This is a genomic window from Micromonospora arida (genome assembly GCF_042873195.1).
GTDB classification, from domain to species: Bacteria; Actinomycetota; Actinomycetes; order Mycobacteriales; family Micromonosporaceae; genus Micromonospora; species Micromonospora arida.
This window is the reverse complement of record NZ_JBIALC010000002.1, coordinates 825,076-832,900: the sequence shown is the minus strand read 5'-3', so window position 1 is coordinate 832,900 and position 7,825 is coordinate 825,076. Positions and strand designations below refer to the sequence as shown.

Here is a 7,825-nt window from a genome sequence, read left to right as displayed (position 1 = left end):
CCGTGCCGGCTCGCGCGTCCGCTTGCCGTGCCGGCTCGCGCGTCCGCTTGCCGTGCCGGCTCGCGCGTCCGCTTGCCGTGCCGGCTCGCGCGTCCGCTTGCCGTGCCGGCTCGCGCGTCCGCCAAGCCGCGCCACGTCGCCACGAGGCCGCGCCACGTCGCCACATCGCCGCGTCGCCGCGTCGCCGCGCCACTGAGACGCCAAGCCGCGCTCGCCATTTAGGCCACGCCGCCAAGCCGTGCCCACCGTCAGATCCGCCTGCTCGCTGCCGAAGGTAGAGCGTGGCCGACGCGCGGTGGTCTGAGCGGGACGCGGGGGTGATGGCAGGTTGGGGTACATGCCGGGATCATGGGCCTATGACCGAGGCCCGCTCCGATTCGCGCCGGATGACGATCAGCGACCCCCAGGTGATGCGGGCGATGGCCCATCCGGCCCGGATCGCGATCATGGAGTACCTGAACAGTCGCGAGAGTGGTGGGACTGCCACCGAGTGTGCCGAGATCGTTGGGCTGTCACCGAGCGCAACCAGTTATCACCTTCGGGCGTTGGCGAAGTTCGGCCTGGTCGAGCAGGCGCCGAGCCGGGGGGACGCGCGCGAGCGGTTGTGGCGTGTGCCGAGTGTGAGTGTGCTGGTCGAGGCGGGGCGTGATGCCGGGCCTGAGGCGCGTGCGGCCGAGCAGGCGCTGGTGGAGGCGCATGCGGTTCGGGCCATGGAGCGGACCCGGGACTGGTTGCGGCGCGCCGGGGACGAGCCGGCCGAGTGGTACGACACGGCCCTGTTCACCGACACGCTGTTGCTGCTCACCGCCGACGAGTTGGCCGAGTTGAACGAGGCGGTGCTGGCGCTGCTCCGGCCCTATCACCCGCGGCGGCGGCAAGGCGATCCACCGGCGGAGGCACGCACGGTCGCCGTGCAGTACCGGACGGTGCCGCTGGCATAGGCGGGGTTGCATGAATCAGTTGTGAAGCATTATTTTCGAAGTATGTCCTTCACAACTGACGAGTCGCGCTGGGCGGACGTCTGGCTCGCCGCCGCTGCTCGGGGCACCACCATCTGCGGCGACTTCCTCGCGGCGACCGCGCTGGCGCTGGCCCTACAGGGTGCCGGTGCCGGTGGGCTGGCCGTGTCGGGGCTGCTGCTGGCCGCCACCCTGCCCCTGGTGGTACTCGCCCCACTCGCGGGCCGACTCGCCGACCGGATGGACAGCCGTACCCTGCTGGTGACCATCGGGTTCGGGCAGGCCGCAATATGCGCGCTCCTCGCCGTCGTCGAGCAACCGGTCCTGGTGGTCGGGCTCGTCGCCCTGCTGGCCTGCGGGCTCGCGGTGACCCAACCCTGCCTCGCCGCGCTGCTGCCGGCCATGGTGCGCCCGGCCGACCTGCCGCGAGCCAGCGCGATCAGTCAGACCGCCGTCTCGCTCGGTGCGCTCGGCGGCCCGGTGCTGGCCGGCCTGCTGGTGGGACAGTTCGGCACCCGCGTACCGCTGCTTCTCGATGCCGTGACCTACCTGGCGCTCGTGGTCGCGGGCCTGCTGCTGCGGACCCGTCGCGGCGGCCGGCGGCCCGCCACCGCCGGCCAGGCCGCCGCGAGCAGTGAGGCCGCCGTGAGCAGCGAGGCCGCCGTCAGCGAGGCCGCCGCCGGCCCGGCCGTCTCGGGCGGCGTGGCAACCCCCGGGGGTACGGAGATCAGCTGGCGGCTGCGCCGCGATCCGTTGATGCTCGTCATGGTGGTGAGCACCGCCGTGGTGATCGCGGCGATCGGCGGCATCAACGTGATCGAGGTCTTCTTCATCCGGGAGACGTTGGAGGGCTCGGCGACCACGTACGGCCTGGTCAGTGCCGCATGGATGGCTGGCATGCTGCCGGGAACCTGGCTCGCCGTACGTCTTGCCAGGCGGCTCGACGACGACGCCGCGTTGGTACGCGGGGTGCTGGCCACCCTGGCCGTGTGCAGCCTGATGGTGTTGCTCGCGGCGACGGTGCCGGCGGCAGGTGTGTTGGTGCCGCTCTGGCTGGTGGGTGGTGCGGCCAACGGTGGCGAGAACGTCTTCGCCAACCTGCTCACCGCTCGGCGGGTACCGGAGGCGATGCGCGCCCGGGCGTACGCCAGCTACGGCGCGGCGGTGCAGGGTGGCTCGATGGCGGGCTTCCTGATCGGCGGGGCGCTGCTCGCGGTCGTTCCGCCTCGGCCGCTGATCGCCGGTGCCGGTGTGGTCGGGCTGCTGGTGGTGCTGGTCTTCGTGCCGTTCGTAACCCGGGCGGCACGACGGGCGTCAAGTGCGGGCTTGGCCACTCCGGGCCGGCCCGCCGAGCCGGAGCCAGCCGCCGGGGATACGGTCGGGCCATGGCTGAGCGCATCGCACGCCCGCGGGTCGGGCACATCCAGTTCCTGAACTGCCTGCCGATCTACTGGGGTCTGATGCGCTCCGGTGCCCTGCTCGACGTCGATTTGCACAAGGACTCGCCGGACCGGTTGAGCGCGGCGCTGGTCGCCGGTGACCTCGACATCGGCCCGATCACGCTGTTGGAGTATCTGAAGCACGCCGACGAACTGCTGCTCCTGCCGGACCTGGCGGTGGGCAGCGACGGGCCGGTGCTCTCGGTCAACATGGTCTCCACCCGTCCCCTCGGCGAGTTGGACGGCGCCCGGGTGGCGCTCGGCTCGACCTCGCGGACCGGGGTCATGCTGGCTCAGCTGCTGCTCGCCGAGCAGTACAACGTGCGGCCCGAGTACTTCCGCTGCCCGCCGGACCTGACCCAGATGCTGCTGGAGGCCGACGCCGCCGTGCTGATCGGGGACGTGGCGCTGCGGGCGTACTACGAGGCACCGCAGAAGGGCCTCACGGTCACCGACCTCGGGCAGGCGTGGCGGGAGTGGACCGGGCTGCCGATGGTCTTCGCCGTCTGGGCGGTCCGCCGTGACTTCGCCGCCGCCCACCCGGGCCTGGTGAAGGAGGTGCACGAGGCCTTCCTGCGCTCGCGGGATCTCTGCCTGGCGGAGTTGGACCAGGTCGCCGAGGCGGCTGCCCGCTGGGAGACCTTCGACGCGGCGACGCTGGCCACGTACTTCCGGACCCTCGACTTCTCCCTTGGCGACCGGCAGGTCGCCGGGCTGCGCGAGTGGGCCCGGCGGGCCGCCGCCATCGGCGAGGCCCCGGCGCTGCCGGAGGGCGGCCCGGAGTTCTTCGCCGGCTGACCGCCACCGCCGGGCTCGTCAGTACGCCGGGTCGGCACAATCGAGGCCCGCCAAAACCTCGGGTCAGAGCGCCCGGTGTCAGCCTGAGGGGCTCAGGTGCCGGGGCGGAGCAGTGCCTCGGTGATCTTCTCGCAGTTCTTCATGCCGTAGTCGTAGCCCATGTTGATCGGGTACTTGACCATCACGCCCATCGTCCAGGTGTCACCGATGGCCAGGCAGTTGATGTGCATCTCCTGCTCCTTGGTCCGGTCGATCCACCCGTTCTTGATGGCGATCTTCTTCTGCTCGGCCGCCGGGAAGGCCTTGCGGATGCCGAAGTCGCCGGCACCGCGAACCAGCTTCATCTCGTTGAGCAGCCACTTGGTCCACTTCGGCCCTGCGGCCGTGCCGGTGACGATGCAGTTGCCCATCCGGGCGGTGTCCCGGGGGGAGAGCGCGGTCCGGCTCCAACCCTTGTCGGGGGCGACGCTGCTGTCGGTCAACTTGCACATGGAGATCAGTCGCTTGATCGAGGCATCCCGGCCGACCAGGTTGTAGAACTGTTCGGCCCGGGTGTTGTCGCTGTCCCGGATGATCCGCGTCGCGTCGGCGAGCTTCGCGTCGCTCGGGGTCTGGCCGGCGTCGGCCGCGCGACGCAGGTAGTCGGCGACGATCCAGGCCTTGATCATCGAGGCGGTCGTGCTGGTCTCGCCCATGTTCTTCGAACCGATGATCTTTCCGGTCCGGCGGTCGAGGACGCTCCAGGAGTACCAGCCCTTGATGTCCAGATCGAGGTTCTTCGCCACGAAGGGCAGCGGCTCCAGCGACGGGCTGGGGCTCGGTGACGGCGAGGACGGCTGGCGGGCGCTGCGGTCGGTGCCGGCGCCGGTTGGGCGGTCGCTGGTGCCGGAGCCCGCGTCGCCCCACTTGGCCGCGGCGGACGACTCGAACGGCGACCCGGGCAGCAGCCGCAGCGACACCAGAACCAGCCCGATCAGGATGACCGCGACGGCGATCAGCCGAATCGGAGAGGCCTCGCCGCCGTTACGGCGGTCGACCCGACGGTTGCCGGCCATCAGAGCTTTCCGACCGGCTGCTGCGGCACCTTGAGGGCTGCGCCCGGCTGCGGGGTGACCAGTTGGGTGGCCACACTGGCGCAGACCTTCGCGCCGTAGTCCAGACCGGTCCTGATCGGGTAGCGCAGCATCACCGCGAGGCTCCACTTGCTGGTGACGGCGAGGCAGTTGACGTGCCAGTTGCCGTCGCCGTAGATGGGGGTCCAGCCGTTCTTGATGCTGACCGGCCCCTGAGCGGTGATCGACTTGGGCAGACCGTCGATGATCCCCCAGCGGCCACCACCGGAGGAGACCCGCTGGTCCTTGGCCGCGGTGGTGCCCTTGACCTTGCTCATCTGGTCCAGCACCCACTTGGTCCACTTCGGGCCGGCAGCCTTGCCGTCGGCGATGCAGTCGCCGACCCTTACCGCGTCGCGGGGGGACATCCGGGTGAAGCTCCAGTAGCCGGTGTACGGCTTGACGTTGCCGCGCTTGGTGTCGGTCAGCCCGCAGATCTTGATAGCCCGCTGGATCACCGCGTCGGGGACGCTGCTCGACGAGGGCTTGTAGGAGCCACCCGCAGCGGCGTGGACCTTGTTGGCCGCTCCGTCGTTGCTGTCGACGATGGCGAGTCGAGCCGCCTCCTTCATCGCTGCGGGCGGCTCCTTGTCGCCGAGCTGTCGCAGGTAGTCGGAGACGATCCACGCCTTGATCATCGATTCGGTGGAGCTGGTCGCGGTCATGTTCGGCGACCCGGAGATCTTGCCCGTCGTCCGGTCCAGCAGGGCCCACGAGAAGAACTCGCCCTTGAAGCTCACCGACACCGGGCCGGCGGCCAGGGTGGGCGGCGGTGGTGGGGTGGGCGCGGGCGCGGCGACGCTCGACGTACTTCCTCCGCCGCCTCCGCCGCTGTCGTCGCTGGCGAGTCGGGCGTACGCGGTGGGGACCAGTAGGACGCCGCCGAGCACGACCGCCGTGATGGCGAGCACCAGGGTCACGCGAGATCGCATGAGTGGGTGAGCTCCAGGTGTCAGGGCCGGGGGGACCGGCTTGTCGTCGGGACGGATCGGGTGCGATCGCCGAGGCCGGGGGAGGTGGCCTCTGTGGAGATGTCGATGTCGGCAGCCGATCGGTTGTCCGGCAGAAGTCTACGTCCGGACCGGCAGACCGCCAGGGTTCGACACCAGGCAACCTGCGATAAAGGCGGGATATGGGGCCGGTACGAGGTTTTTGCGGGCATTCACCTTTGTTTCGTGGCCTAGGTCACGGCGATATGACGGTGTCCAAGTAGCGCAAAGCACTCATCCGCTCACAGATGGGATGCGTGGATTCCTGTTACACCCCCTGGTGCAACGTGGTGCAAGCTGTAACACTTAGCCTCATGTATGGCAACGACTTCTCCGCCCCGGACGGCGCCACCGACGAGGCGCCCGGCGGCCTGCTGGGCGAGGTCGAGGCCGCCGAGGCCGAGCTGCGGGCAGCGGCGGCGCGCGGGCGGCGTGGCGGACCCGCGCCGGACGAGGACCTGGCGGCGTACTTCGCCGAGGTGGTCGACGCCGAGCAGAAGATCGAGCCCCGCGACTGGATGCCCGACGCGTACCGGCGGACGCTGATCCGGCAGATCGCCCAGCACGCCCACTCCGAGATCATCGGCATGCAGCCGGAAGGCAACTGGATCAGTCGGGCGCCGTCGCTCAAGCGCAAGGCGATCCTGCTGGCCAAGGTGCAGGACGAGGCGGGTCACGGCCTCTACCTCTACGCCGCCGCCGAGACCCTCGGCATCAGCCGCGACGAGCTGGTCCAACTGCTGCTCGACGGCCGCCAGAAGTACAGCTCGATCTTCAACTACCCCACCCTGAGCTGGGCCGACGTGGGCGCCATCGGGTGGTTGGTGGACGGCGCGGCGATCGTCAACCAGGTCCCGCTCTGCCGCTGCTCGTACGGCCCGTACGCCCGCGCGATGATCCGGGTCTGCAAGGAGGAGTCGTTCCACCAGCGGCAGGGCTACGAGATCCTGCACACCCTGGCGCACGGCACCCCCGCGCAGCAGGCGATGGCCCAGGACGCGGTGGACCGTTGGTGGTACCCGTCGCTGGCCATGTTCGGCCCGCCGGACGGAGACTCCACGCACTCCGCCCAGTCGATGGCCTGGAAGATCAAGCGCTTCTCGAACGACGATCTACGCCAACGCTTCGTCGACATGTGCGTCCAGCAGGCCGAGATCCTCGGGCTGCGCATCCCCGACGCGGACCTGCGCTGGAACGACGAGCGGCAGGCGTACGACTACACCCAGCCGGACTATGACGAGCTGATGCAGGTGATCTCGGGCGACGGGCCGTGCAACCGGGAGCGGATGGCCCACCGCCGGGCCGCGCACGCCGACGGCAACTGGGTACGCGAGGCCGCCGCGGCATACGCCGCGAAGCGGGCAGAACAGCGGGAGAAGGTAGCGGCATGACGGATCACTCGCCTCTGTGGGAGGTCTTCGTGCGGGCTCGGCGCGGGCTGTCGCACACGCACGTCGGCAGCCTGCACGCCCCCGACGCCGAGCTTGCCCTGCGCAACGCCCGCGACCTCTACACCCGCCGCCAGGAGGGCGTGTCGATCTGGGTGGTGCCGGCCGGTGCGATCACCGCGTCCAGCCCGGACGAGAAGGACGCCTTCTTCGACCCGGCCGCCGACAAGGTCTACCGCCATCCCACCTTCTACGAGGTGCCGGACGGGGTGGCTCACCTGTGAGCGAGCGGAGCGAGCGAACCAGCCAGCTCAGCAGCGGTGCGCTTCGCGCCACCGCCGAGCGAAGCGAGGTGGTTGCGTGGAGCGAGCGGACCGAACGAACCAGCCAGCGCAGCGAGGTGACGGCGTGAACGGGCCCTTCGACTTCACCCTCGCGCTCGCTGACGACGCGTTGATCGCGGCCCAACGGCTGGCCGAGTGGACCACCCGCGCACCGGAGATGGAAGAGGACATCGCGCTTGCCAACATCGCCCTCGACCAGCTCGGCGCGGCACGCCTGCTGCTGTCGTACGCGGGCGAGCTGGAGGGCGCAGGCCGCGACGAGGACGCGCTGGCGTACCTGCGTGACGACCGCGAGTTCCGCAACGCGCTAATGGTCGAGCTGCCCAACGACGACTTCGCGGTGACGATGGCGAAGCTGTTCTTCCTGGCGGCGTACCAACTGCCGTTGTACACGGCGCTGGCCGGCTGCGCGGACGAGCGGTTGGCAGCGATCGGCGCGAAGGCGCGCAAGGAGTCGGCGTACCACCTGGACCATGGCGCGCTGTGGGTGAAGCGGCTCGGTGACGGCACCGAGGAGTCGCATCGCCGGATGCAGGCTGCTGTCGACCAGGTGTGGCCGTACACCCACGAGTTGTTCGCCGCGGACCCGGCGGCGCCGGTCGACCCGGCCACCCTGCGGCCGGCGTTCGACGAGGTCGTCGGCCCGGTGCTGGCCGAGGCGACGCTCACCCAGCCGGACAGTGCCTGGGCCCCGGCCGGTGGGCGGGCCGGTGTGCACACCGAGCACCTGGCCTACCTGCTGGCCGAGATGCAGGTGCTGCACCGCGCCCACCCCGGAGCGAAGTGGTGAGCGCGA

General features: G+C 70.4%; 9 protein-coding genes. 7 read left to right on the top strand and 2 right to left on the bottom strand.

The window, feature by feature from the left end; all coding sequences use genetic code 11:
- Positions 1-356: 356 nt before the first annotated feature.
- The 3 genes from ACFYP0_RS10540 to ACFYP0_RS10530 are packed head-to-tail and all read left to right on the top strand — an operon-like array spanning position 357 to position 3,196.
- A complete protein-coding gene (locus ACFYP0_RS10540; RefSeq protein WP_355496092.1) occupies positions 357-941 on the top strand; it encodes a winged helix-turn-helix domain-containing protein in 585 nt (194 codons plus the stop codon).
- Between the two features lie 42 nt (positions 942-983).
- Positions 984-2,393: an MFS transporter gene (locus ACFYP0_RS10535; RefSeq protein WP_386995399.1), complete on the top strand. Its 1,410-nt coding sequence runs from the start codon at positions 984-986 to the stop codon at positions 2,391-2,393.
- Positions 2,345-3,196, top strand: coding sequence for a menaquinone biosynthetic enzyme MqnA/MqnD family protein (locus ACFYP0_RS10530; RefSeq protein WP_124860834.1), 852 nt, complete (start codon positions 2,345-2,347; stop codon positions 3,194-3,196). Before ACFYP0_RS10535 ends, ACFYP0_RS10530 begins: the two co-directional genes overlap by 49 nt.
- A 92-nt stretch (positions 3,197-3,288) precedes the next feature.
- On the opposite strand, the gene ACFYP0_RS10525 is transcribed toward ACFYP0_RS10530, so the two are convergent.
- Together ACFYP0_RS10525 and ACFYP0_RS10520 are read right to left on the bottom strand one after the other, a co-directional pair.
- Positions 3,289-4,251, bottom strand: coding sequence for a hypothetical protein (locus tag ACFYP0_RS10525; RefSeq protein ID WP_124860836.1), 963 nt, complete (start codon positions 4,249-4,251; stop codon positions 3,289-3,291).
- On the bottom strand, positions 4,251-5,240 hold the full coding sequence (locus ACFYP0_RS10520) for a hypothetical protein (protein WP_356975839.1): 990 nt from the start codon (positions 5,238-5,240) through the stop codon (positions 4,251-4,253). Before ACFYP0_RS10520 ends, ACFYP0_RS10525 begins: the two co-directional genes overlap by 1 nt.
- A gap of 371 nt (positions 5,241-5,611) precedes the next feature.
- Between ACFYP0_RS10520 and paaA the strand changes: the two genes are divergently transcribed.
- From paaA to paaC, 4 genes are read left to right on the top strand one after another with little or no spacing between them, the layout of a single operon-like run.
- Entirely contained in the window at positions 5,612-6,688 is a 1,077-nt protein-coding gene (paaA, locus tag ACFYP0_RS10515) for a 1,2-phenylacetyl-CoA epoxidase subunit PaaA (protein ID WP_356975841.1), read from the top strand.
- On the top strand, positions 6,685-6,969 hold the full coding sequence (paaB, locus tag ACFYP0_RS10510) for a 1,2-phenylacetyl-CoA epoxidase subunit PaaB (protein WP_088951115.1): 285 nt from the start codon (positions 6,685-6,687) through the stop codon (positions 6,967-6,969). The genes paaA and paaB overlap by 4 nt, the downstream gene beginning before the upstream one ends.
- Positions 6,966-7,097, top strand: coding sequence for a hypothetical protein (locus ACFYP0_RS10505; RefSeq protein WP_356975844.1), 132 nt, complete (start codon positions 6,966-6,968; stop codon positions 7,095-7,097). Before paaB ends, ACFYP0_RS10505 begins: the two co-directional genes overlap by 4 nt.
- Positions 7,094-7,819 carry a 1,2-phenylacetyl-CoA epoxidase subunit PaaC gene (paaC, locus tag ACFYP0_RS10500; protein WP_355496108.1) on the top strand — a complete coding sequence of 242 codons (726 nt, stop codon included), beginning with the start codon at positions 7,094-7,096 and terminating at the stop codon, positions 7,817-7,819. Before ACFYP0_RS10505 ends, paaC begins: the two co-directional genes overlap by 4 nt.
- Positions 7,820-7,825 lie beyond the last annotated feature (6 nt).